Origin of the sequence: Novosphingobium sp. 63-713 (genome assembly GCF_001898925.1) — a bacterium.
Classification (GTDB): domain Bacteria; phylum Pseudomonadota; class Alphaproteobacteria; order Sphingomonadales; family Sphingomonadaceae; genus Novosphingobium.
Window position 1 is genome coordinate 371,598 of the sequence record NZ_MKVS01000026.1, and the last position, 21,442, is coordinate 393,039.

The 21,442-nt window shown below is 62.9% G+C and carries 30 protein-coding genes; 12 read left to right on the plus strand and 18 right to left on the minus strand.

Annotated features, from left to right (window positions below):
- Window positions 1-28: 28 nt before the first annotated feature.
- The 5 genes from BGP00_RS12475 (at window position 29) to alkB (ending at window position 3,711) form a co-directional block, all read left to right on the plus strand.
- Complete coding sequence (locus BGP00_RS12475) at window positions 29-358, plus strand: nuclear transport factor 2 family protein (RefSeq protein ID WP_168602819.1); 330 nt, start codon at window positions 29-31, stop codon at window positions 356-358.
- Entirely contained in the window at window positions 355-1,134 is a 780-nt protein-coding gene (locus BGP00_RS12480) for an SDR family oxidoreductase (protein ID WP_292689515.1), read from the plus strand. Before BGP00_RS12475 ends, BGP00_RS12480 begins: the two co-directional genes overlap by 4 nt.
- 57 nt (window positions 1,135-1,191) lie before the next feature.
- Window positions 1,192-2,136 (plus strand): NAD(P)-dependent oxidoreductase, encoded by a 945-nt coding sequence (locus BGP00_RS12485; protein ID WP_168602820.1) that lies wholly within the window; start codon window positions 1,192-1,194, stop codon window positions 2,134-2,136.
- A 164-nt stretch (window positions 2,137-2,300) separates the two neighbouring features.
- Window positions 2,301-3,080, plus strand: a complete 780-nt coding sequence (locus tag BGP00_RS12490) for a 2OG-Fe(II) oxygenase (protein WP_292925754.1) — start codon at window positions 2,301-2,303, stop codon at window positions 3,078-3,080.
- Window positions 3,067-3,711: a DNA oxidative demethylase AlkB gene (gene alkB / locus BGP00_RS12495; RefSeq protein ID WP_292689517.1), complete on the plus strand. Its 645-nt coding sequence runs from the start codon at window positions 3,067-3,069 to the stop codon at window positions 3,709-3,711. Before BGP00_RS12490 ends, alkB begins: the two co-directional genes overlap by 14 nt.
- Before the next feature lie 281 nt (window positions 3,712-3,992).
- Here alkB and BGP00_RS12500 read toward each other — a convergent pair whose 3' ends face one another.
- The 3 genes from BGP00_RS12500 to BGP00_RS12510 all read right to left on the minus strand — a co-directional run bounded on the left by BGP00_RS12500 (window position 3,993) and on the right by BGP00_RS12510 (window position 6,143).
- Window positions 3,993-5,159, minus strand: coding sequence for an FAD-dependent oxidoreductase (locus tag BGP00_RS12500; RefSeq protein ID WP_168602822.1), 1,167 nt, complete (start codon window positions 5,157-5,159; stop codon window positions 3,993-3,995).
- 215 nt (window positions 5,160-5,374) lie between these two features.
- Complete coding sequence (locus BGP00_RS12505; RefSeq protein WP_292689518.1) at window positions 5,375-5,806, minus strand: DoxX family protein; 432 nt, start codon at window positions 5,804-5,806, stop codon at window positions 5,375-5,377.
- Window positions 5,807-5,864: 58 nt separating this feature from the next.
- Window positions 5,865-6,143 (minus strand): DUF2282 domain-containing protein, encoded by a 279-nt coding sequence (locus BGP00_RS12510; RefSeq protein WP_168602824.1) that lies wholly within the window; start codon window positions 6,141-6,143, stop codon window positions 5,865-5,867.
- A gap of 161 nt (window positions 6,144-6,304) precedes the next feature.
- Between BGP00_RS12510 and BGP00_RS12515 the strand changes: the two genes are divergently transcribed.
- The 5 genes from BGP00_RS12515 (at window position 6,305) to BGP00_RS12535 (ending at window position 9,535) form a co-directional block, all read left to right on the plus strand.
- Window positions 6,305-6,844, plus strand: coding sequence for a sigma-70 family RNA polymerase sigma factor (locus BGP00_RS12515; RefSeq protein ID WP_292689519.1), 540 nt, complete (start codon window positions 6,305-6,307; stop codon window positions 6,842-6,844).
- Window positions 6,841-7,482, plus strand: coding sequence for a DUF1109 domain-containing protein (locus BGP00_RS12520; RefSeq protein ID WP_292689520.1), 642 nt, complete (start codon window positions 6,841-6,843; stop codon window positions 7,480-7,482). Before BGP00_RS12515 ends, BGP00_RS12520 begins: the two co-directional genes overlap by 4 nt.
- A 105-nt stretch (window positions 7,483-7,587) precedes the next feature.
- The gene (locus BGP00_RS12525) at window positions 7,588-7,848 is read left to right on the plus strand and encodes a hypothetical protein (RefSeq protein WP_168602827.1); all 261 of its coding nucleotides are present in this window, start codon (window positions 7,588-7,590) and stop codon (window positions 7,846-7,848) included.
- A gap of 95 nt (window positions 7,849-7,943) precedes the next feature.
- A complete protein-coding gene (locus BGP00_RS12530; protein ID WP_292689521.1) occupies window positions 7,944-8,792 on the plus strand; it encodes a DUF692 domain-containing protein in 849 nt (282 codons plus the stop codon).
- Window positions 8,783-9,535, plus strand: a complete 753-nt coding sequence (locus BGP00_RS12535) for a DNA-binding domain-containing protein (RefSeq protein WP_292689522.1) — start codon at window positions 8,783-8,785, stop codon at window positions 9,533-9,535. The genes BGP00_RS12530 and BGP00_RS12535 overlap by 10 nt, the downstream gene beginning before the upstream one ends.
- A 347-nt stretch (window positions 9,536-9,882) precedes the next feature.
- Here the strand turns inward: BGP00_RS12535 and BGP00_RS12540 are convergent, their stop codons facing one another.
- A complete protein-coding gene (locus BGP00_RS12540) occupies window positions 9,883-11,955 on the minus strand; it encodes a TonB-dependent siderophore receptor (protein WP_292689523.1) in 2,073 nt (690 codons plus the stop codon).
- A gap of 87 nt (window positions 11,956-12,042) precedes the next feature.
- Here BGP00_RS12540 and BGP00_RS12545 point away from each other — a divergent pair, with 87 nt between their 5' ends.
- Both BGP00_RS12545 and BGP00_RS12550 read left to right on the plus strand, forming a co-directional pair.
- The gene (locus BGP00_RS12545) at window positions 12,043-13,218 is read left to right on the plus strand and encodes a PepSY-associated TM helix domain-containing protein (RefSeq protein WP_292689524.1); all 1,176 of its coding nucleotides are present in this window, start codon (window positions 12,043-12,045) and stop codon (window positions 13,216-13,218) included.
- 290 nt (window positions 13,219-13,508) lie between these two features.
- Window positions 13,509-14,696, plus strand: coding sequence for a GGDEF domain-containing protein (locus tag BGP00_RS12550; protein ID WP_292689525.1), 1,188 nt, complete (start codon window positions 13,509-13,511; stop codon window positions 14,694-14,696).
- Window positions 14,697-15,339: 643 nt separating this feature from the next.
- Here the strand turns inward: BGP00_RS12550 and BGP00_RS12555 are convergent.
- The 14 genes from BGP00_RS12555 to BGP00_RS12620 all read right to left on the minus strand — a co-directional run bounded on the left by BGP00_RS12555 (window position 15,340) and on the right by BGP00_RS12620 (window position 21,431).
- Window positions 15,340-15,543, minus strand: coding sequence for an AlpA family phage regulatory protein (locus tag BGP00_RS12555; RefSeq protein ID WP_292689526.1), 204 nt, complete (start codon window positions 15,541-15,543; stop codon window positions 15,340-15,342).
- A 1-nt stretch (window position 15,544) separates the two neighbouring features.
- Window positions 15,545-16,411 (minus strand): DUF6551 family protein, encoded by an 867-nt coding sequence (locus BGP00_RS12560; RefSeq protein ID WP_292689527.1) that lies wholly within the window; start codon window positions 16,409-16,411, stop codon window positions 15,545-15,547.
- A gap of 57 nt (window positions 16,412-16,468) precedes the next feature.
- Window positions 16,469-16,621 (minus strand): hypothetical protein, encoded by a 153-nt coding sequence (locus BGP00_RS12565; RefSeq protein WP_292689528.1) that lies wholly within the window; start codon window positions 16,619-16,621, stop codon window positions 16,469-16,471.
- Between the two features lie 193 nt (window positions 16,622-16,814).
- Window positions 16,815-17,117 carry a hypothetical protein gene (locus BGP00_RS12570; RefSeq protein WP_292689529.1) on the minus strand — a complete coding sequence of 101 codons (303 nt, stop codon included), beginning with the start codon at window positions 17,115-17,117 and terminating at the stop codon, window positions 16,815-16,817.
- Window positions 17,118-17,135: 18 nt separating this feature from the next.
- Window positions 17,136-17,345 (minus strand): hypothetical protein, encoded by a 210-nt coding sequence (locus tag BGP00_RS12575; protein WP_291407766.1) that lies wholly within the window; start codon window positions 17,343-17,345, stop codon window positions 17,136-17,138.
- 50 nt (window positions 17,346-17,395) lie between these two features.
- Window positions 17,396-18,010, minus strand: coding sequence for a VWA domain-containing protein (locus BGP00_RS12580; protein WP_292925755.1), 615 nt, complete (start codon window positions 18,008-18,010; stop codon window positions 17,396-17,398).
- A 308-nt stretch (window positions 18,011-18,318) separates the two neighbouring features.
- Window positions 18,319-18,681 (minus strand): hypothetical protein, encoded by a 363-nt coding sequence (locus BGP00_RS12585; RefSeq protein WP_291407761.1) that lies wholly within the window; start codon window positions 18,679-18,681, stop codon window positions 18,319-18,321.
- A complete protein-coding gene (locus BGP00_RS12590) occupies window positions 18,678-19,088 on the minus strand; it encodes a hypothetical protein (protein ID WP_291407759.1) in 411 nt (136 codons plus the stop codon). Before BGP00_RS12590 ends, BGP00_RS12585 begins: the two co-directional genes overlap by 4 nt.
- Window positions 19,081-19,368 (minus strand): hypothetical protein, encoded by a 288-nt coding sequence (locus BGP00_RS12595; RefSeq protein ID WP_291407758.1) that lies wholly within the window; start codon window positions 19,366-19,368, stop codon window positions 19,081-19,083. Before BGP00_RS12595 ends, BGP00_RS12590 begins: the two co-directional genes overlap by 8 nt.
- Window positions 19,361-20,065, minus strand: coding sequence for a hypothetical protein (locus BGP00_RS12600; protein ID WP_291407755.1), 705 nt, complete (start codon window positions 20,063-20,065; stop codon window positions 19,361-19,363). Before BGP00_RS12600 ends, BGP00_RS12595 begins: the two co-directional genes overlap by 8 nt.
- Entirely contained in the window at window positions 20,062-20,439 is a 378-nt protein-coding gene (locus tag BGP00_RS12605; RefSeq protein WP_291407753.1) for a hypothetical protein, read from the minus strand. Before BGP00_RS12605 ends, BGP00_RS12600 begins: the two co-directional genes overlap by 4 nt.
- Entirely contained in the window at window positions 20,436-20,942 is a 507-nt protein-coding gene (locus BGP00_RS12610; protein WP_292689530.1) for a hypothetical protein, read from the minus strand. The genes BGP00_RS12605 and BGP00_RS12610 overlap by 4 nt, the downstream gene beginning before the upstream one ends.
- On the minus strand, window positions 20,939-21,115 hold the full coding sequence (locus BGP00_RS12615) for a hypothetical protein (RefSeq protein WP_292689531.1): 177 nt from the start codon (window positions 21,113-21,115) through the stop codon (window positions 20,939-20,941). Before BGP00_RS12615 ends, BGP00_RS12610 begins: the two co-directional genes overlap by 4 nt.
- Window positions 21,116-21,248: 133 nt before the next feature.
- Entirely contained in the window at window positions 21,249-21,431 is a 183-nt protein-coding gene (locus BGP00_RS12620; protein ID WP_292689532.1) for a hypothetical protein, read from the minus strand.
- Window positions 21,432-21,442 lie beyond the last annotated feature (11 nt).

Genomic DNA, 21,442 nt, shown 5'->3' on the forward strand with positions numbered 1-21,442 from the left:
TGCGCTCACTTTTTGCCAGGAGTATGAAATGGACATCGAACTGCCTTTGGCCATCGCCCGCTATTTCGCGGCGGATCAATCATCGGATGGGGCTGACATCGGTGAGGTTTTCGCCGAACATGCTGTCGTGCGCGATGAGCGCCAGACCTACACTGGGCGCGAGGCGATCCGGCAGTGGAAAGCGGCTGCTTCCGCAAAATACAGCTATGCCGCCCAACCTTTCGCCTTGGCCGAGGATGGCGAGGCAAGGGTTGTGACCGCGCATCTGGTGGGCAATTTCCCCGGCAGCCCCATCGACCTGCGCTATCGCTTCACGCTTGATGGGGACAAGATCGCAAGCCTGGAGATCGCGCCATGACGACCTTCCTCACGCTGGCCGGCAAACGGGCGCTGGTCACGTCGGGCACGCGCGGGGCGGGCGCGGCAACCGTCCGTCTTTTTCGTCAGTTAGGCGCACAGGTTCTGACTTGTGCCAGAAGCTGCCCCGCCGATGCGGTGCCCGATGAATGCATCATCGCCGACCTGACAACACCCGATGGCACCGGCAAGCTGGCGCAGGCCGTACAGGAACGGCTTGGGGTAGCCGATATCATTGTCCATATGCTGGGTGGCTCCTCCGCCCCCGCCGGTGGCTTTGCCGCGCTTGACGATGCCGCATGGGCCGGAGAACTGGATCTCAACCTTTACCCGGCGGTGCGGCTGGATCGCGCATTGGTGCCGGCCATGGTTGCCCGGCGCAGCGGCGTGGTGGTCCATGTCACCTCAATCCAGAGCCGGTTGCCGTTGCCCGAGGCAACGACGGCCTATGCCGCCGCCAAGGCCGCATTATCGACCTACAGCAAGAGCCTTGCCAGGGAGGTGTCCCCACACGGCGTTCGGGTCGTGAGAGTGTCTCCCGGCTGGATCGAAACCGAGGCCGCCATCGAACTGGCGCGAAGGCTGGGCGATGAGAGCGGCGGCGGCATGGAGGAAGGCAGGCGCCGGATCATGGAATCGCTGGGCGGCATCCCGATCGGGCGGCCGTCGTCACCCGAAGAAGTCGCCAGCCTGATTGCATTTCTGGCCTCTGACCGGGCGGCCAGCATCACCGGAACAGAACACGTCATCGACGGAGGCACGATACCGACCGTTTGAAAGAGCGGTGAGGATGGTTTTGACACCATGGCCTGCGCTTGTTAGCGCTCTCCAGCCATGCACGTTCTTTTGACAGGCTCCTCCGGTTGGCTTGGCCGGTTTCTTGCTCCGCGCCTTCGTGCGGCGGGCCATCGTGTCACCGGGCTGGATGTGGCAGAAGGGCCCGACACCGATCATATAGGTTCGGTCGCTGATCCCGGCGTTGTGCGCGAGGTTTTTGGCCGTGGGATCGAGGCCGTCATTCATGCCGCAGCGCTCCACAAGCCGGACATAGCCCGTTATTCCGAACAGGCTTTCATCGATGTTAATGTCACCGGCACGCTTAACCTGTTGGCAGCGGCCGCAGCGGCAGGTCATGACCGCTTTGTCTTCACATCGACGACATCCCTGATGATCAACCAGGCCATTCGCGATGAAACGGGTGACGCCGCCGTCTGGCTTGACGAGAAGGTCGGGCCGCTTGCGCCGCGAAATATCTATGGCGTGACCAAACTTGCCGCCGAAGGCCTGTGCCGCCTGTATGCCGGTGAGCGCGGCCTGCCTTGTGTGGTGCTGCGCACGGCGCGGTTTTTTCCCGAAGATGACGATACGCACACCCATCTTTCGGGCGAAAATCTGAAAGCCAATGAATTCCTCAATCGGCGCCTGACGGTTGAGGATGCGGCCGCCGCCCATCTTGCCGCGCTCGACCGCGCGCCCGACATCGGGTTCGACACGTTCATCATCTCTGCCCCCACGCCATTTGCGCGCGAGGATGTAAGCCAACTCAAAAGCAATGCCGTGTATGCCATTCTGGAGAAGTTCCCGGACGCGGCGGATCTCTATGCCGCGCGCGGGTGGAGCCTGCCAACCGGCATTGGGCGCGTTTATGATGCCTCCCATGCCGAACAACGGCTCGGCTTTCGTTGCTCGACCAGCTTTTCCGATATTCTCGCCGCATTGCGCGATGGCTCTGAAATGCCCTTCACCCATGAGCCGGACTATGTGTCCCCCAAGGAATAAGGCTGGTGCGGTTTTGGGCCGGGAAGCGCTGTTTTGGCGGCAAGAGCGCTGAATTCCAAATCTGCTTCCTGCCATCTGATTGAAACAGTAATTTGATCGCAAGGATCGGGATGCTCGCTCCGATGCTGTCTGCCATGACAGGCTTTCTGCAAGGAGTTCTGCCAATGACATTTCGTGTTCTCGGGCTTGACCCGAGCCAGTTTAATGGCCTCACCGGACTTTCCGATGATGATCTGGCCCGTGTTGGTGCGCGCATCGCCGACTATGACTGGCAAGCCATCGCTGAGAGCCTCGATCAGGAAGGCTGGGCCATCCTGCCCGGCCTCCTCAATGGCGGAGAGTGTGATGCCATGGTCGGGCTTTACGGTCCGACGGCGGCGTTTCGATCCCACATCCATATGGCACGCCACGGCTTCGGCAAAGGCGAGTATCGCTATTTTGCCTATCCCTTGCCTTCTCTGGTCGAAGCGGCGCGTACTGCTCTTTATTCGCGCATCGCGCCGATCGCCAATGGCTGGCACGAGCGGATGGGGATCGATGCCCGATTTCCTGCCGATCATGCTGCTTTCCTGGCGCGATGTCACGAGGCTGGGCAGAGGCGCCCGACGCCGCTGCTGCTTGAGTATGGGGAAGGGGATTATAATTGCCTGCATCAGGATCTTTATGGCGACCATGTGTTTCCCTTGCAGGTCGCCATCCTGCTGTCCGAGCCCGGCAAGGATTTTACCGGGGGTGAGTTCGTGCTGACCGAGCAGCGGCCGCGCATGCAATCGCGCCCGGCGGTCGTGCCTCTGGGCAAGGGGGACGGGGTCCTGTTTGCCGTGAACATCCGCCCGCAGCGCGGCATGAAAGGCGACTATCGCGTCACCCTGCGCCATGGTGTCAGCAAGCTGCGTTCGGGCAAGCGACATACGCTGGGGATTATCTTCCATGATGCAGGCTGATCTGTTCGCCGACGAAAAGCGTGACGTGGAGCTTGGGCCGGGCGCCGCGATTTTGAGCCGTTTTGCCCTCGACGCGGCCGACGCCTTGATCGCGCATATTGAACGGATGTCTGCCCTGTCACCCTTCCGCCACATGGAAACGCGCGGTGGAAAGGCCATGTCTGTGGCCATGTTCAACTGCGGCGCGTGGGGCTGGGTGTCGGATCGGTCGGGCTACCGCTATGATGTGATCGACCCTGTGACAGCACTGCCATGGCCTGACCTGCCGACGCTTTTTCTCGACCTGGCGAACCGCGCTGCCGACGCCCTCGGCTTTGGTGGGTTCGTACCGGACGCTTGTCTCGTCAATCGCTACGTCGTCGGATCACGCCTTTCCCTTCATCAGGACAGGGACGAGCGGGATCGTGACGCGCCGATCGTCTCGGTGTCGCTGGGCCTGCCGGCCACCTTCCTGTGGGGCGGTCATAAGCGCAATGACCGTCCGGCGCGTCACCGGCTCTTCCATGGGGACGTGGTCGTCTGGGGCGGTCCGTCGCGTTTGGTCTTCCACGGTGTGGATGAGCTCAAGGACGCAGATCACCCCTCCACCGGCGCGATGCGCTACAACCTGACCTTTCGAAAGACCCGGTGACTGAATCACGCCGGATTTGTTGGAGGGCTTAATCCTTGCTTTGCATGAATGAAGGGATGCTTTCCACGGCTACAAAAGGTGTCTGGAACGTCGACTTTGAGGATGGCCTTAAGCTTCGAGATTGGCAGTTGCCCCTTGCCTGATCGCACTGGCATCGCGGCCGGGTGGTTGGCCGAACAGGCGCCGATTAGTCGCGGTCGAATTGCGAGGCGCTTTCATAGCCAACGGCAAAGCCTGTCGAGGCGGCTTCATTGCGTTTGATGGGTGGCTGTTCATGCGTATCACCCGGGCTGCGGCGGATGCGAAACAAGTTCAAACAAACGGCGCGCATCAGCATCAACCGGGCGGCCCGTCACCAGATCCGCCACATAACTGCCCACCAGCGGACCATGCTTGAAACCATGCCCGCCACCGGCAAAAGCCAGATAGACATTGTCGAAATCCGGATGGCGATCGATCAGGAAGTTGGTGGTGTTGGCATCATCCACCTGACAGACGCGGCTTTCCATGATGGGCGCGTTGGCAAGGGCGGGAAAGCGCGCGGCAATATAGGCGCGGCTGGCCTTGATCAGTTCCTGCCGCGGCAGGCGTTCGGCGGTGTCGGGATCCATGGCCAGGCGCGGCCCGGGAGCGACGGAATATTTGAGGCCGCGCTCAATGCTGCCAAAGCCCCAGCCGCCGCGAATATGGTCATGCCAGAGCGGCTGATGCGGCCATGAATAGCGCGGATCGCCGGCGGGCGTGCCGTAATAGAGATATTCGCTGCGATAGACGTTGATGCGGGGGGTGGCGATGGCGGGCATCAATTTGCCCGCCCAGGGCCCTACAGCAAAAACATAGCTGCCCGCCGAAAGGGTATCACCGCCATCCAGTTTGAGCGACAGCAGGCGGCGTCCTTGTGCTTCACCCGGCACAGCGCGGGCAAAGCGCATCTGGCCGCCCTTTTTCTCGAATTGCTCGACCGCCGCCAGCACCGCCTCGCGCGCCTTGACCAGCACAGAACTGGCGGCCGTTTCGACAAAGGCGAAATCAACATCGTCGAAATTCATTTGCGGAAAGCGGCGGCGCAATTCATCGCGCGAGGCAATCTCGTAAGGCAGCTTCAGATCGTCGAAGATCTTGCGCTGCGCAATCATGGTCTCGGTCCAGTGATCCGTCAGTTCGATCCGCGCCGAGGGATAGAGCAGCTTGCGCCCGAATTCGGCCTCGCGCATCCGCCACATGGCCAAAGCCTTGGCAGACCATGCCGAATAGAAGGCCTGCGCTCCGTAGCCCGAACGGATCGAACGGGTTTCTCCGGAGGAGGAGGCGCGAGGCGAGACCGGGCCATATTGATCGAGACAAACGACCCGCTGCCCCCTTTCGCGCAGGGTCAATGCGGCAAAGGCGCCGAACACGCCCGCGCCGACAACCGCCACATCGGGAAGAGCGTTGCCTATCGCCGGCATGGCATCTGCGGCGCCGGTCAGGGCGGGTGCGGCAAGGGTGGCTGCGGAGGCGGATAGGAAATCCCGACGCTGAAGCATGTTATAAGCCGATTATGATTGGGAACATGACGACAAGCCCTGAAGCCACCTTTATCGGTTCACAATGCGTCAAAGAACGAAGATCAGGTTCCGACGGATCAATCCGAGCTGGGAATGGCCGGCTCGGCGGCGGTTGCTCACCCAGCCCGTTGGCCGACGAACCGGTCCAGCGCGAAGCGCCCACCCCCGCGCAGGATCAACGGGACCAGCAGGGCCGCCCAGTTCAGATGCGTGGGCCAGGCATCGGGATAGACGAAAATCTCGATCACTGCCGTCATGCCGAGCAGTCCCGCTGCTGCGATCCGGGTGCCAAGTCCCAGCACCAACAGGGTGGAGAAGAGATGCTCGGCAATCGTCGCCAGCCATGCGGCCAGAACCGGGGGCAGGAGCGGAAGGGCATATTCCGTCCGAAACAGGTCGAAGGTGGCGTCGGTCAGGGTGAACCAGCCTTCGACCTTTGTCCGGCCCGAGAGGAAAAAGACCGGCGCAATCCCCAGCCGCATCAGCAGCAGAAGCAGATCATCGGTCAGCGGTCGGGGAAGGGCGGAAAGCTTGAAGAGCGGTTTCATTGGGGCATCTCCGAACTGGCTGCCCGCTCCGTTGGGGCAGAGCGGGCAACAGCAGGCTTCAGGCCTTGGGGGTCAGCGAGCCGTTGCCCTTGGGCGTCTTGATGCCGGTGCAGGTGCCTGCCTTCACCAGCTTCCACGCATTGCCCTGGTAATCGGTCTTGGATGTGCCCGCGCAGCTGGTGCCTGCGCCGGCCTTGCAATCATTCTTGCCGGCCTTGGCCACACCATAGCATTTCTCGGTCTTGGGCGCGTCCGTCGCGTGGGCAGTTGCGACGGCGGCCAAGGCGATCGCGAGCGACGCAGCGATCGAGGCGGTAGTGGCGGAATGGCTGGGCATGCTGTGTCCTCCTGAAAAGGGCCGGGCAATCAGCGCCCGGTCCATGCCCCGCTATTCGTGGCGGCCACGCGCCCGGTTACAGATGAAATATTTTCGCGCGCTGCCGTGCCTTGGTGTAACCGAATGGATGTCCGCACCGAATGGCCCCTTGGGGAGGCTCTATGCAACCGGGTGAAGAGGCGTTGAAACAGTGGATGGTGATGGGCCTTGCCGGTGACAGCGCCGCCCATGGGCAATTGCTGCGCGCGCTGGTGCCGATTTTGCGAGGTTTCTATCGCCGCCGCATGGGCGCGCAGGAGGATGAGATCGAGGACCTGTTGCAGGAGACGCTGATCGCGGTCCACACCCGCCGCGCGACCTATGATGTGGCGCGGCCCTTCACCAGTTGGCTCTTTGCCGTGGCGCGTTACAAGATGATCGACCATTTCCGTCAAGGCGGGCGCACCTGCACCATTGAGGGGCTGGAGGATATTCTTGCCGTCGAGGGCTTTGCCGAGGCCAGCGATGCCGTCGCCGATGTCGAGCGCTTGCTGGAAACGATCCCCAAAAAACAGGCCGCCGCCATCCGCGCCACGCGGATCGACGGGCTTTCCACCGCCGAGGCCGCGACAAAACTTGATCTGGGCGAATCCGATATCAAGGTTTCCGTGCATCGCGGGCTCAAGGCTCTGGCGCAGCGGGTCAAGGACAGTTTGCTATGAAGACCGAGGACCTCATTTCCGCGCTGGCCGCCGATGTGCCGCCCGTGCCGCGCTATAGCCTTTCACGCCGATTGGTCGCGGGGCTGGTGTCAGGCGGCCTGCTCACGCTCATGGCGGTGGGGCTGGGGCTCGGCTTCCGAGCAGATCTCTGGCTCGCCATGCACGGGGGCATGTTCTGGATCAAATGGCTCTACACCGGCAGCCTCGCGCTCTGTGCAACATTGGCCACCTTGCGTCTGGCCCGGCCCGGCGCGGGGGTCGCGGGGTGGTTGTGGGTGGCCTGTCTGCCGGTGCTGGGGTTGGTGGCGATCAGCGTTCAGGAACTGGCCTCTGTGCCATCATCCCAATGGCTGGCCATGTGGCTGGGGATGAGCTGGAAGGTCTGCTCAACCAACGTATTCCTGCTCTCGCTGCCTATTTTCGGCGGGCTCTTATGGTCTTTCCGGCGGCTGGCGCCCACGCGCTTGCGGCTGGCAGGGGCCACGGCGGGACTGACGGCGGGGGCATGGGGCGCGACGATCTATTGCCTGCATTGCCCGGAAAGCGCGGCGATCTTTGTGCTGACATGGTACACGCTGGGCATGGCCGCTGCTGCGGCTGGGGGGGCGCTGCTGGGGCCGCGCCTGCTGCGCTGGTGATGTTTTGCGCGGTTTTTCGCTGGGCCTGTAACCGGTCCTGTAACCATCGGCGCGCGCGGCCCGAATAGCCTGTGCCATTTCGGCAGAACCTATCGGAGATATGCCATGAACCCCACCACCCGCCAGATCAGCTTTGCTGCCGCCGCCGCTGTCATCGCCATGAGCACCGTTGCCGCCGCCCCCGCTTTTGCCGCGCATGGCGCGCAGGTAGCCTGTTATGGCGTCAACTCCTGCAAGGGAACGTCGGACTGCAAGAGCGGCAACCACGATTGCAAGGGCCAGAATGACTGCAAGGGGCAGGGCTTCAAGCACATGACCAAGGCGGCCTGCGTGAAGGCCGGTGGCAGCCTGACCGCGCCCAAGTAAGACGAAAACGAAAGTCTGTCGGCCTGTCGCAAAGTCCCTGTTGGGCCATTTGCGACGGGCCGCGCTCCCCCTTTTTTCGGATCAGGATGCCCGCCATGCCCACCCTTCCGCCGCGTCCCCATTTTGGCCCCAGTTTCGGATTGGGCCTGCGCCGCCCGCATTATCAGGACTTTCTGGCAGGCGGCGTGCCGGTCGATTTCGTCGAGGTCATATCGGAAAATTTCATGGTGGCCGGTGGCCGCCCGCGTGAGATCCTCCGCCGGGTGCGGACGGACTATCCCGTGGCGCTGCATGGCGTGTCGATGTCGGTCGGATCGGCGGACGGGCTTCGCGGCGATTATCTGGCGCGGTTGCGCGCTTTGGTGGATGAGATCGAGCCTTGCATCGTCTCCGATCATCTTTGCTGGACGCGCTATGGCGCGCATAATTCCCACGATTTGCTGCCTTTGCCCTACAGGGCCGAGACGCTGGATGTGGTCTGCGCCAATATCGCGCGGGCGCAGGATGTGCTGGGCCGCCGGATGCTGATCGAGAACCCGTCTAGCTATATCGCCTTTTCCCATGATGAAATGAGCGAGTGGGATTTCCTTGCGGCGGTCGTGGCGCGCAGCGGTTGCGGCCTCCTGCTGGACGTCAACAACATCCATGTCAGTGCGGTGAACCACGGATTTTCCGCGGCCGACTATCTGGCCGCGATACCTTATGAGGCGGTGGAGCAGATCCATCTGGCCGGTCATACGCAAGGGTGCAAAGGGTTGATCGACACGCATGATCAGGCTGTGCCGGACCCGGTCTGGGCGCTGTTGCGTCTGGCTTTGGCGCGGGCGCCCCATGCGGCCGTGATGATCGAGCGGGACGACAATATTCCGCCTTTGCCCGAATTGCTGGCCGAGTTGGATGTGGCACGGGCCATCGCCATGGAGGAGCTTGCCTCATGCGCCTGAGCGCCTTGCAGAGCGCCTTTCTGGACTGGCTGGCCGACGGTGATGAGGATGAGGCGCAAAGCCTGCCGCTGCGCCGCGCCGCAGGGCTGGCGGTTTACCAGAACAATTACCGCGCCAGCCTGATGGCCTGTCTGGTGGAAACCTATCCGCAAACCATGGCGTGGATGGGCGAAGCAGATTTTCGTGCCGCCGCCGCGCACCATATTGACCGCACTCCCCCGCATAGCTGGACACTGGATGATTATGCAGACGGTCTGCCCGCCAGCCTGAGCGCGCAATTTCCGAATGATCGCGAGATTGGCGAACTGGCGCGAATCGAACTGGCGCTCTCGCAGGCCTTTGTGGCGGCGGATGCGATGGCTATGAAGCCCGCACAGATGGCAGGCTTGGATTGGGACGCGGCATGGCTAAAGGTCATTCCGGCGTTGGCCATCCTGCCGCTCGACACCAATGCCGCCGAAATCTGGATGGCGCTGGCCGAGGGGCAGGTGCCACCTGTCGCTCAGGAGCAACAGAAGGCAAGCGCTGTGCTGGTCTGGCGTCAGGAAGAGATGTGCCGCTTGCGCAGGATTGATGGAGATGAGGCCGCCATGCTGACGTTGCTCATCTGCGGCCCTGTGCTTTTGGGACAAATATGTGAACAGGCGGTCGCCCGATGGGGTGAGGAAAAAGGCATCCTTGCCATCGGGCAATGGTTGGCGCGTTGGATCGGCGATGGTTTGATCGCTGTGACGCAAGCCTAATGCCCAAATGCAAAAGAGGGGCACAGAGACCGTAAAGGTCAGTTGAAAGGGCAGCGCGGAAAAAGCGCGGTCCATGCCAAGGCCGAGCGAGCAGAGATTGCCTGTTTTCAGCGTATTGCGGCGGTCCGTCACGGCCGAAAATGTCGCGTCGGCACGCCATTGTCCTTTGCGGCCCTGTGGATGCTGCCAATTGGCGCTGCCAATCCAGGCAAGGAATAGGGCACATCGGTTAGCGTGCTGCCGCTGACAGGCCGATTCAAGGTGCGGACTTCTCCTTTCCGGCTTTTGGCGCAGCGGTGCTGGCGCGGAAACGGAAGCTGATCGCCACCAGTCTGCCGGGTCGATCCTCAGAAATTGACGCTGGCCGAGAGGCGCAGCGTGCGCGCCGATCCGATATAAAGCGTGCTGCCGCCGGTCGCCCAATAGCGCTTGTCCGTCACATTGTCGGCATTGGCGCGCAGCGTCATCGCGCGACCGGCGGGCAGGGTCAGCTTGTAGCTGGCGCCCAAGCTGAGCGTGGCATAGGCGGGAAGGACCCCCTGATTGAGCACATCGGTAAAACGCTGGCCCGTGTAATACACCCCGGCATTCAGCCCCAATGCGGGCAGCGGCGCCGGGTGCCAGTTGACAAAAGCCGAGCCGGACCAGCGCGGCGCATTGTCCACCAGCTTGCCGTCCTGCGCCGCCGATCCGGTCTGCTGCTGGCGGGCGACCAGATATTGCCCGGCCAGCGCGATGGAAAGCCGGCGCAGCAGATTGCCTTGCACCGAGGCTTCGATCCCTTGATGCAGCGCCCGTCCGTTGACGATATAATTGTTCGTTGAAAGGTCGGTATAGGCCAGCCCCCGGTTGATGCGGAACCAGCCGAGCGAGAGCATCAGCCCGCCCGCCTGCGCCCGCCCGCCCACTTCCCACTGGCGGCTGCGCACCGCAGGCAGCACCGCGCCCGCGTTGATCGTGCCGTCGGGCGCGGTGCCTGCGCTTTCCAGCCCCTCGATATAGCTGAGATAGAGGCTGGTGGCAGCCGTTGGGCGCAGTACCAGCGCGCCCGTCGGCGTCCATGTGCGCAGGGCGAAATCACTGCTGGCTGATCTGGTGCGATAATCGACATGGCGCAGCCCGGCCATCACCAGCACTTTTTCGCCCAGATGGGCCTGATCCATCGCATAAAGGCCGGTGTCGATGTTCACGCTGCCCGCTGTCAGCCGCCGTGTGGTGGGGATCAGGGATGCCAGCGAGAGAGGTGTCGGCGCATAGAGATTCTGCGCCACCGCCGCATAGGATTGCTGGTTCTGATCGGCCTGCACCTGCCGGTTGCGGGCATAGCCGAAGAGCAATTCATGGCGGATGCCCCAAGTATTGGCTTCCCCGGCCAGTTCGGCGCGCCAATAGAGATTGGAATAGTCCTGATCGGGCGTGTAGGTCGCCGCGATCGTGCCCGCGCCGGTGCTGCGGTTATAACGGGCGATATTGGCGATCATCCGCTGGCGGCGGGTGCTGGCATAGCCGCTTTCCGCGCGCAGCGACCATGTGCCGCCCAGCAGATAATCGACCCGGCCCAGCAGATTGGTCACCCATGTGCGATAGGGCGCATTCACCGGCGCATAGCGATTATGCGGATCGGGGATGGCGGGCAGGGCGATGGTGCCATTGACCGCCGTGGGCAGGGTGATCCCTCCCGGCTCATCGGTGGCGCGGCGGTAATGTTCGGCGTCCAGCTTGAAGGAGAGCTTCTCGCTCGCCTTCCAGTCAAAGGCGCCGCTGGCCAGATAGCGATAGCCGTTCACACCGTTGATCGGCGTTTCCACATGCGAGCCATAGGCATTGAGGCGCAGGCCGATGCTCTGATCCGCGCCCAGCTTGCGCCCGATATCCACCCCGCCGCCGATGCTGCCTTCGGCATCGCCATCAACATAGAAGCTGGTCACCGGCTTATCCGTCGCCCGTTTGGTGACGACATTGACGATGCCCGAAGGTGTGCTCAGTCCGTAATAGAGCGCCGAAACACCCTTGAGCAATTCGACCCGCTGCTTGTTTTCCACCGGGATCGGGCCGAGATTGATGATCTGAAGCGCGCCGTTGAGGCGATAATTGGTGCGCGCATTGAGCAGCACCCCGCGCGAGGCGAAATTGTTGCTGGTGGTGGGGCTGGTGGATTGCTGGGTAATGCCGGGCGTGTTGCGCAGCGCATCGTCCAGCCCCTTGGCGCCCTGATCGTCGAGCAGGGCGCGGGTGATGACGGCAACATTGGCGGGCGTGTCGAGCAGCGACTGGTTGCGAAAGGCGCCGACCTGCACGACCTCGGCGCGATAGGGCGTCTCCTTGCGTCCGGTCACCACAATGTCATCGTCGAGCGGGCGCTCGGCCTGCGGTGCTTCGGTCATGGCGGTGACGTTGGCGGCGACGATGAGAAGCAGCATATAAAATTCCCCTTGGCGAATTCCCCGGACGGGCAATTCGCGACGGCAGTTATTGCTATTGATAGTGGATTGCAATAACTGATTTCCATGAGCACATCGATTCGCCCGCCTTTCCGCATCATCTTCCGCAAGTGGCTGTTTACGCTGCATGGTTGGCTCGGGCTCACGCTCGGCCTCGTTTTGGCTCTGATGGGCCTGACGGGGGCGGCCATGTCGTTTCAGGACGAGATCCAGGCGCTGCTGATCAAACCGGCCCCGCTCCATACCGGGCAGCCTGCACTGGCGCCGGTGGCCTTGCTGGAGCGCGCGGCCATGGCGCAGCCCGGCAGAAGCATCGCGCGCGCGCAGATCGACAGTGACCCCGCCGTTCCCGCCCGCATCAGCTTTGTTGATAAAACAGCACAGGCAAAGGGGCGTGAGACCTATCTCTTCGATCAGCGCGATGGGCGCCTGCTGGGTCCGCTTCCGGCGGCGGCCCTGTTTGACACGGTGGAGCGGCTGCACCGCTGGCTGGCCATGCCGGGCAACGGCAAGGGGCCGGGGCGGATCATCACCGGCAGCGCGGCGATCGCCTTGATCGTCCTTGGTCTTGGCGGGCTCTATCTGCGCTGGCCGTCAAAGCCGCGGGACTGGCGGGCATGGCTCACCATCCCGCGCGGGAGAACGGGCCGCTGGTGGTGGCGGGAACTGCACCTGCTGCTGGGCGGAGTCATGATGACGGTCTATCTGCTGAGCGCGCTGACCGGCCTGTGGTGGTCGTTCGAATGGTATCGCAATGGCGTTCAATCGCTGCTGGGCGGCGAGCGCGCAGAGAAGGTGAAGGCCAAGGGGCAGCCCGATTTCGCGCTGGGCTGGCAGGGGTTCGAAAAGGCCACCTCAGGCCATGCTTATGGCAGGATCACGCTGATCGTGCCGGAAAAGGGGGCGGCTCTGCGGTTTCGCGCCCTGCCGCAGGGGGCAAGGCACAATCGCGCCGATGATGCGGTGGTCGTGGATGGCGCAACCGGCAAGGTCCTGAGCGCTGACTTTTACGCCCGGCGTCCGGCGGGCGAGCGTGTGATGGCTGGCGTGTTTGAAATCCATCGCGGCGCGTTCTTTGGCATGGGCGGGCGGATCATCCTGTTCATCACCAGCTTGAGCCTGCCATTCTTTGCTGTGACCGGCCTTTGGTTCTGGCTGGCGCGCCAACGCAGCAAACGCAAGGGAAGGGCCAGGCGTTTGGCCAATCAGGCCGCGACAGATCTGGCATCGGCATCCTCCTGAGCAATGTCGAAGGAGGGATATGGTCGCCGCCCGGCGCCGTATCGAGGATGCGCAACTGGTTCCCTCGCTGAACTGTTCCTCACCCAATCCTCGCAAAACGGTCGCCCCAATCCGTGGCCCTGGCAGCACGGGGCGATTAGCCAGCGCAACGACGAAATGGGGTCGGGCGCGACCAACATCACCACCAAAAACCATCGTTCCCGTTTGGTGCGGAGGGTGAGACATCGGTCGGCAATCAGGACTGCTGGCAGGTTACCCGCTCAGATGGAAAATTGCCCATACTAAGTGAAATGACTTATGCATTTTGCTATAAGGCCCTCATGATCGTTTCTGCCCTGGCCACTTTCGGTGTTGCTGCCACCAGCCTGCTTCTCGCCATCGCTCTGCTTGCCGCTTTCTGGCGCTTTGGCCGTGCGCGCCATGCCATCCTGTGGGGCACGGCCTTTCTCTTCATCACCTTCGACCATACGCTTATGGCGGTCCGCCTGCTTACCTCGGGCGATCACGTTCTTATCACGGTGATGGCGACCATGGGCTCGCTGGGTGGCGCCACGCTGATCGCGCTGGGCTTTCGCGAACGCAGCGGCCTGCACGAAGCACGCTGGATCAGTGTTTTTCTCGCAATCGTCGCAGTGGCCAGCTTCGCTCTTATTTTGGGTTTTCCGGCCAATCCGATGCATCGTCCATTGGTGACGAGCTATGTCACGGTCATGCTGATCCTAGGCATCGACAGCTTGCGCAAAGGGTCTGGCGAGGGCCTTGCTGCAGGTCGGGTGACGCAAGCCATGATGGCGCTGTTCGCCGGCTTTTTCGCCGTGTTGACGGTGCTGGGCGTCCTGACTGTTCCGTGGGGGAGCATGTCGATGGATCCCTATCGTGCTTTCTATCTGCTGGGGGTTCCAGCCAGCCTGACAGGCATCGGCCTGTTTGCGCTCTTCCTGCTGGCCGAGGATCTGGCCCACGAGTTGCGGCAGTTGGCGATTGTCGATCCGCTGACCGGTCTGCTCAACCGCCGTGGTTTCGAGGAAGCGGCACGTCGGATCAAGGCGCAATGCCGCCGCCATGGCTTGCCGGTCTGCGTGGCGATCGCCGATCTCGACCATTTCAAGAGCATCAACGATCGTTTCGGTCATCAAGCCGGGGATCGGGTGTTGGTTGAATTCGCTCGCCGGCTGCGGGGTGCCTTGCGGGAAGGCGATCTTTTGTCGCGCTCCGGCGGAGAGGAGTTTGTGATGCTGCTGCCCGGCGTGACGGGTGAGGAAGTCGGCGATTTGCTGAACCGTCTGCGTACCCGCTTGCCCGGTGCCAACGATATGGAAGTTCTGGGTTTTGCAATGCCCAGCATGAGCGTGGGAGCGGTGGAGGTCGGTCCCCGCGATTTGCTGGCCTCCTGCCTCGAACGGGCGGACAGAGCTCTTTATCAGGCCAAGAGCGGGGGACGTGACTGTGTTCGGGTGGACGGCAGGCTGACGGTCTAGGAATATAGGGCCGGTCACCCGCGCCGCCAACACAGCCTATCGCAAACCGTCCTGTGTTGAAGTGTTCATGCGGCCTCGTACCATCCAAGAGAGGGACTGCATCAATTACGCGGTGTTCGCGTTTGCAGGCCGAATCTCCAGCCTATTCTGGCGCCGGATCAGGCTTGCCCGGAAAACAAGCTCTACGGCCTTCCAGACGGGAGCCAGCGTGCGAGGAATTGCCCGGTCGTAGATCGCAACGCATTGGGCATTGGTGGAACACCAAGACGGCTGGCCCCGCTGGTGCGCGGGTAGAGAAGCTTGGGCGGGGCCAGAGCCGCCATACTCGCGGCCACCAAATGTTCGATGTCGTCCTTGAGGAGCACACGACACTGGCGGCCCTGAAAACGGTCGCGGATGACATCTTCCATCAAAGCCCTTGGTAAACCCTGCGAGAGGTGAAGTAGAGCGAAAGACTTCGATGAACCGGTGACCCAGCAGAAATGGCGGAATTCCACCATTGCCGGATGTCCTCAGACGGTCTAGAATGTGCTTGGAAGTAAATGGTGCCTGGGGACGGGCTGATACCACTTGCATAAAGACCTCGTAAATCTTGAGAAAATTAAAGGGGATGGGGTGAATACCCCCTGCGATCCCCCCAATTTCAGCTGGTACCAGCTGTGGAAAACTTGGCCTGCTGCCACGCAATCAGGTCGCTTTCACGCCAGCGGCGCGTGCCCGGCGTGACGCTGATCGGCCGAGGGAACCGGTCCTGGCTCATCCAGCGATAGATCGTGCTGGTCCCGGCGCCGGTGATTTCTCGGACCTGCGCGATCGGTAAAAGGCGTTCAACGGTCGGCTGGCTCATATCAAGCTGCCTCCCCTGCGAATTCGGCCATCAGCTCCCCCCACGCTTTGCGGAAGATCCGCTGCGATGCTGCCTCGAAAACCAGACCGGGGTTTTCCGCCCGCACCATATGGATGTCGCGCAGCCACTGCTCCTGGGGCGCTTCGCCGACCATCTCGGCAAGCATCTCGATCTCTTCGCTTTCTGCTGTCAGGCGGGCGTTTTTTTTCAGCTCATCGGCGCAGACCGCCAGAATGCCGGGGAACAGGGTGCCCGACTGGCGGAGCGGCTGGCCGCGCCAGGCGGCGCCCAGAACGTAAAGCGCAAGGCTCGTGGCGGCTGGCCCGGGAGACTTCCACGACTTCGACAGCGATCCGATGTTCCCGATGACGCCCGGCCCCCACGAGGCATTGTTGGTGTGCGTCGCCAGCTTAAGCCCGGCTGCGGCGATCGCCGATGACAGCGCGCGCGCCGCGCTATCGCCCGAGGCCAGCGCTGCCTTGAACAGATCGAGGCGGGAAAGCGGCTGGCGCGTCCCGTTCATCTGGCGGAACATGGCGGCTTCGGCCTCGATGCCATTGGTGCGGACGACGACGCAGGGCAATTCATAGATATCGCCGCGCAGCCGAGCTGCTGCCAGCCGATGCTGGCCATCGATGACAAACAGCTCATCTTGGGCCGTTGACCTTTCGGCCACCACCAGCGGCTGGCACATGGCCCAATCCCAGTCGCGCGCGATCCGGGCGATCAGCTGCTTGCTCTGGCCATTATCGATAGCACGCTGATAGCCGTGATCGATCTTCAGCTCGTGACAGTTCAGATTCTGCAGGACAGGGCGACGGCCCTTGATGGGATTGCATTTGATGCGGGGGGCGGTGTTGCGCTTCATGGCAGCCTCGTTCAATTTTCGGGCGGGCATTTGGGATCGATCGGGTTGCGAGCGGCGTCAGGGCGGCGATCGGACACAGCGGTCGGCCAGCACGACAAATCGTCGGCGGACCTGATCCGGATCGATCCGTGTCTGCGTATGACGATGCACGGATTTGACGGTTTCACCGAGGCCGGAGCCACGGTGCCAGCAGTCATCGATGACAGCCATCACCCGATCGGCTGGCGGCATGGGGAGAAGCACAACGGGATATGCCCCGGCCGCGCCTTTGACGCTGACCGGGGCAGGGCGACCCGTTGGGCTTTGCGGCCGCACGGAAGGGATGATAAGGGCAGGGCAGCTGCTGCCATTGCCCTGCCCGCCAATAACGGGAATCGTTTCGGACGTGTGGGTGGGGGCGCGGTCAGACATTGCCAGCTGACAATTCACTGGAAATGGATCGCGAACGCAGCGGCGCCAAAGTCGCGCTCGCCCGTTCCAGCCATGCCTTGAGCATTGCCGTCTCGTTGCCAGCCGTGTTGCTCACCTCGATCCGGGCGCAGCGCAGGACGGTGGTGCCGCAGGTGTAGCGAAAGGTGGCGTCAAACTCGGTCTGAAGGCGACGAATGATGTATGCGGCGGTGTACTTCTCTGCCACGCAATCCAGCGCCATCTGGCGGGCCTCAGCCAGCTTCAGCAGGGTCTTGAAGGAAAGGGTCTTAGCCACGGTCGACTTCCTTCAGGATCAATCTGGCGTTTTGGACGCGCGATAAGCGATCAGCGCAGCAGCGCCGATCGAGACAAGAACGAAAAGCAGTGGAGAGATCAGCAAAACCAGCACCGCTGCTGCGACAACGGCAGCGCCTCGCCCTTCAGGCAAAGAGATGAACGAAAACCAGCTCACCGCCGTCGACCAGAGTTTCAAGGCTTCGCGCTTGAGAGAGTTGTCTTCCATATCGATAACCTCGCGAATAGCGGGGAGGAGCGCAGCCCCTCCCGCGCCGATCAATCATTGATCGCTGTGTTGATGAGATCGAGCGGTTCCATTTTGTCGGCTTCCGCCGCGCTGATGGTATCGACGATATCGAACTTGGCCGAAGTCAGGCCGTCATCGAGATGGGCAAGGAACTTCGCCGCACCCGCATCATCGCCAATCTGCACAAACAAGATCGTGAAGTCCTCATCGCGCTCCAGCTTGGCCGCAGCTGCGACAATGGCGGCTTCCGCGGCAGCGCGATCATCAGGCTCGCCATCGGTGAAGATGATAGCCACGGCCTTTTTGCCGTCGGCGTTCAGCGCGTCGATTTGAACGATCGCTTCCGCAAGAGGCGTGGACCCGCGCGGGCTGCGGCTCTGGAAAATCGAAGACACCTTGTCGGGCGTTACGCATTCGAAAACCTGCACGGCGCCGCCGAAAACGACCAGATCGATCCCATCGGTATCATACTTGTTGAGGACCGATGCCAGACCGAAGATGGTTTCCTGCGCTTCCTCCCAGCGGGTCTTGCCCGGATAGCGCGTCGAAGGGCTAGCCATCGAGCCGGAAGCATCCAGGCCAATCACGAAATCATATTCCGAGGCCGTTTCGGCAGTCAGAACAGTAGTGGTGGAAGCAGACATTGCATTTACTCCGTTGGGGCCGGTGACTTTGCAGACGACGGGAGATCGCTCACTGTCGCGTCCAGGCGGGCCAGGCCCGGAAACTTGGAAAATCGAAATCTGCGGCATGCAGAGTGAAGCTCAGCCACGGCGGGCCTCCTTTGCCTGTTGGTGGCAATCCGCGCAGCGCCAAGGGCCATGCGCTCCGTTCAGGCTGAAGCTGGGGTGCAGCAGGCCGCAATCGGCGCAGCCTTCCGGCTTCCAATTTGGTCGAGTTGTCGGCGATGTCGGCGCATGGCGACGGGATGCGGCAAGGGTGAGCAGGTCTGTCATGCCTCACCTCCCGTCGGCGGGGTATCGGGAAGGGCATTGATCCCCGTCAGGTCCTGCGGATCGATGCAGATCCACATCCAACCCTCCCGGGAATCGCTCCAGCGAAACCATCGGCCCAGCGGCTGGCCATCGGCGGTATAGCCATGCGTCAGCCAGCGGAGATCGCCCGCCCTATGTTTGACATAGCCGGCATCGCTGCCGGTAACGGGCACGCCGTTTCGCCACATCGGGCGAACGGGGCGCGGCGTGTAAGTGCCGGAGGATCTTGCGGCTGGCGATGCGCGCAAGGGAACGGAGCGCTGCGTAGGGGCTTTGGGCGCGGGCGGGGCGCTGTCGCCCATCATGTCGAGCAGGTTCATGCCCCAAGCACCCCCAGTTCCTTGCGGCCGACAAAATTGGGCGGCGGTAGCGGCACAAGCATCGTCGCGTGGCGCCAGATATGCAGGCAGTAGGGGTGATTGTTGATGTAATCGGCCTCAGCCGGGTGCAGCTGAAAGCAGACCTCTTCCGGCAGGAAGAAGGTGCGCTTGATGAACTCCATCTCCTCCCAGGTCGGGCAGCGGTTGGGCAGGCTGACGGAAATGTGATCCCATCCTTCCGCCTCGGGATTAGCAGCCGTAGAGACGATGACGCGCAGGGTGACCGCCGCGCTGCGCGGCACATGGAAATAGCCGCCCAATTTTTCCATACTGGTGTCGAACCAGCCCCACAGCGCCATTTCCGCCCCGCGATCGCGCCAGCGGTTGAGGGTGGAGAGGTCACGCATTGTCGCTGCCCTCCCGGATCCAGACAGGGCCAGTATCGACGACCAAGGCGCGCGTGGCGCTCTCGCTACCAACGAAGCAGGGATAGAGGATCGAACCCGACATGACGGTCTGGAAGATGCAGCCGGTCCGGTTGATCTCCTCAAGCTCTTCCGGCGAAAGCCGCCAGCAGGAAACATTGGCGGGGCCGCGCGGTTGCCGAAAGACATGAAGGTCAACGACAACCTCTCCATCACCCATGAAAGTGAAGTTGGCGCCCGGGAAGGAAATGGGCTCAGCCATGGTACACCCCAGTTCCGGTCGACATCTTGCGGCGGTGATGGCCTAGACGGCCTGCCGACTGCTGACGGCCATCGACAGGTGCGACAAAATGATCGGGCATGACCGTCTCAGCAGGACGCTGATGCGCACAGCCCAGATCGCCGCGTGTGCCGCAGCGCGGGCATGGATCGCGGCCCGCTGCCACGGGAAATGACTGCATCGGGATCGAATGGCGGCCCCCCGGAGCGCCCCGGCGCGCACGGGGGATCATGCCGCGCGGCGTGGCGCCCAGCAGCTTGTTCAAAAGCTCGATCGAAAAGCATTCATGGCTGATATCGCGACGGCGTTCCTCCTCCATGCTGACGGCCAGTTCGCGCGGGGTCTGGCCGGCGCCTGCCTTCAGCTTCTTGGCATGGGTGGGCAGAACCTTCTTGGCGGGGGCAGGGACCGGCACTGCAGCCGGAGGATTGTCGATCGCGTTCAGCGCCGCGCGACCCTTTTCCGTGATTTCATAGACGGCCGGGGTCATCGGCTGCCCCGGCCTGGGCATGACGCGGCGCAGCTCGCATGCGCCTATCGCATTGCCGATGCGCGCTGTTGCCAGCGTGCTGGTAATGCCCAGGTGCTCGCGCAGGGCCAACTGCGTGCTGGGCGCGGCGGCGAAGAACCGCAGCACGGCTTCGCGTTCGGCTGTGATGCGTGAGGCGGGGCGGCTCACGGATGCCCCCATTCATCGCGAACATCGTCTTCGTCGTTGCCGGTGATGAAATCAGGCAGGCGGGGGGCCGGGCGCGCCTCCTCGGGCAATGCATCGCTGATCGCCTGCGGCAGGCCGTATTCGTTCTTGTGCCGACGGGCATAGGCCTGCGCGGGCGTGCAGGGGGTGAACTGGTAAAGCGATGCTCCGCTCAGCAGCACCGGGCCCAGCATGACATCCGCAAACAGTGGCTCGATCTGGCACATCTTGGTGCCGAAGCGCTCGACCTCGGCCACCCGGCCGACCAGCGTGCGGTGGCCCAGCGCTTCGACGATGGCATAATTGCCCTCGGGCATGGTGTCGGCGGCGATGCGGGTCAGGGTCTGTTCGGTCATGACAGGGGCGCTCCGATTCGGGCGAAGGCGATGGTGGAGATCAGCGGGTTGAGGTCCCAGCGGAAGTCGGGGCCCGCGAGGCTGGCGGCCTTGTTCCACCAGCCGATGAAGTGGTTCAGATGGGCAAAGCCCTGGGCGACCATTTCATCGGACGTCATCGAATGGAGGCGGCGCGTGCGGTCGACCGCTTCGATCACCAGATGCTGGCGATGCCAGGCGCGCGGCATGGTGCGCGCCTTCATCAGAGGGCCGAGCCAGCCCTCTGGGGCGGGGCTCTCCGGCGTCAGGTCTGCGGCATAGATCGGCGTAACGCCCTGTGCGGCCGCGCTGCTGGGGGCGAAGTGGGCCTTGCTCTTGGGCAAATAAAAGGGTTCGCGGATCCAGAGCAGATCGCCGGGGCGATAGGCCTGCATCTGGATCCCGACGCGCCAGAGCGTGGTGAGCTGGCCCGCCATGATGCGGGAGAGCTGGGGCTCGATGATGGTGAGGGCGAAGGTGCTCATGCCCGTGTCTCCCCTGCAGGGCGCCCACCGGGCAGCGCCAGCTGATAACCCTCACCCGGGTGGGCGGCATCGAGGGCGCGGCATTCGGGGCAGGTGCAGGCGCCCAGCAGGGGCACGCGGGCCAGACGGCGGCGGCGGATCGATGGTGCGCGGTTGGCGTTGGCGTGGGTCACAGCGCGCCTCCATTGGGCAGGCAGCCGAGGGCGGAGCACTGCACCACGCCTGCGATCACGCGGTCGATCAGATGGAGGACCGCCCAGAAGGCCAGGCCGATGCAAAGCTTGCGGGGGTGCAGGGCGGCTCGGATTAAGCCGGCTGCGAAAGAATATGCGTGTCGCCGTTGCGGAAGTGCGCGATGATCGTACCGTCCGGCTCGCCCGCGATCCGATCCACGCTGGTCAACTTGCGCAACACCCGGCCGTACCGGTCCGTGATCGCGACAGACAGGCCCGCGCCGGAGCGCTGCGCCGTCCAATTGGATTTTTCCATCGTTGGCTCCT